This window comes from uncultured Leptotrichia sp. (assembly GCF_938036635.1).
GTDB lineage: Bacteria > Fusobacteriota > Fusobacteriia > Fusobacteriales > Leptotrichiaceae > Leptotrichia > Leptotrichia hongkongensis.
On the sequence record NZ_CALHQO010000028.1, the window covers coordinates 1 to 1076 of the forward strand.

Annotated in this window: 1 protein-coding gene; it reads right to left on the reverse strand. The window is 30.9% G+C overall.

Annotated features, from left to right (window positions below; genetic code table 11):
- Positions 1 to 188: 188 nt before the first annotated feature.
- Entirely contained in the window at positions 189 to 887 is a 699-nt protein-coding gene (locus tag Q0370_RS00410; protein WP_299570566.1) for a hypothetical protein, read from the reverse strand.
- Positions 888 to 1076 lie beyond the last annotated feature (189 nt).

Here is a 1076-nt window from a genome sequence, read left to right on the forward strand (position 1 = left end):
TGTTCCGTTAATATTGCAAGTATCGTAAAATCTAAAATAATCTCCTGTACCATTTCCAAAATCTCCACCTATACTAGAAAATCCAGTACAGTAGCTCCCTTTTTTCACAGTAATTTGTTGTCCGAATGCAAAACTTCCAATTAACAGTCCTGCTAATAATAATTTTTTCATTATTTTCACTTCCTTTTTTATTTAAAAATTTGATTTCTTTTTTTAATTCTTTCCTTAATTTCTTCTGCTTCTGAATCTGAAATAATTCGTTCATGTGGCTGAACATTTCCACTATATCGTTGTCTTTCGTAAGTATGGATATCGATATCATCGTGTACTTCTCTAACTCTGTTTACTGCAACATTTCCAATGAAGTTCCCAATTCCTAGCACTTTAAATACTAAATAGCCTGCTATAAATAGAGCAATTAACGGTATTGCAAATAATACAAGCATTCCTATTCCGATTAGTTTTAAAATTAGTAAGATGTATTGCTTTGTAGTAGTATTTTCTTCTCTGGCAATATTATCTTTGGAAGTTAGATATTTTTTGTTCAATACAGCAAAAGTAATTGCTCCAGTTATAAATTGTACAGCTGTTGCAATTGTAGAAATCGTAATTTCAGTTGGATGACTATAATTAAACAGGCTAAGAATGTAAAATATACCTTTTAGTATAAGGAATAAAGCAGCTCCTGCAATTGATCCTGCCACAGATCCTAATAACCAGTATGATACAAGATATGTAATCCATACTTTTCCTTTTGTTACTCCTTCGAGAGGTTTACGTCTTATAGATAGGACTATAATGAGAATATGCAGTATAACAGAAGCCAAAAATATGAGTTTCAATGTTAATGATGAAGAATCGTTAAAAATTTGAATAATTTGTGACATTGACTTTTCTTCCTTTCTTTAAATATTCTGTTTTATCTTACTTCGCATACTGATCTCTCATACTTGGAGGAATTTTGTCAGGATTTTTTCTAAAATATTCTTCTCGAACTTTTTTATAATTGGTAGGTGCAGGGCGGTTGGGATAGTTTGCTAAATCGTGAAAGCTAAATCTTTCCATATTCATTGCAT

Excerpts from the sequence above, each read along its gene's own strand:
- Q0370_RS00410 (WP_299570566.1), bottom strand. The coding sequence starts at position 887 with ATGTCACAAATTATTCAAATTTTTAACGATTCTTCATCATTAACATTG.